General features: G+C 48.7%; 1 protein-coding gene. It reads right to left on the reverse strand.

From position 1 onward, the window contains the following. The coding region (locus tag ACO0LG_RS29560) for an ExbD/TolR family protein (protein ID WP_423032199.1) at window positions 1-370 on the reverse strand (370 nt) is incomplete at its 3' end. Window positions 371-483: the final 113 nt, after the last annotated feature.

Here is a 483-nt window from a genome sequence, read left to right on the forward strand (position 1 = left end):
TTTTGCCAATAAACTCATAGCGGGTATTCTGATCTCCACGGATATGCAACTCCGGTTGCGGGATCTTGACTGCTTCTACCTTGAGCTTTTCAAACAGGGCATCCGTGCCAGCCAGCGGCTTCATGCTGCCGTTCCAGTACAGATCACCATCCTTGTTCACCGACAAGGTGATGTTTTCCGGTTTGGTCTTGTAAATCACGTTGGTTTCTGCCGGCAGCTTGAGCTTGACCGTATCTGTAATCACCGGCGTGGTGATCAGGAAGATGATCAGCAAAACCAGCATGACATCGACCAGCGGGGTGGTGTTGATGGTGCTGTTGACTTCGTCTTCACCATCTCCATCATTGCCAATTGCCATTGCCATTGCCATAATGTGTTCTCTTTAAAATTACTGAATACCAAAGACCCCTCACCACAGAGGCACTGAGACACAGAGAAAGGCAGGAGAAAGCTTGTTTGCAGTTACTTGCAAGTCATCCCAGA

Origin of the sequence: Undibacterium sp. Ji42W (assembly GCF_049340405.1) — a bacterium.
GTDB lineage: Bacteria > Pseudomonadota > Gammaproteobacteria > Burkholderiales > Burkholderiaceae_D > Undibacterium.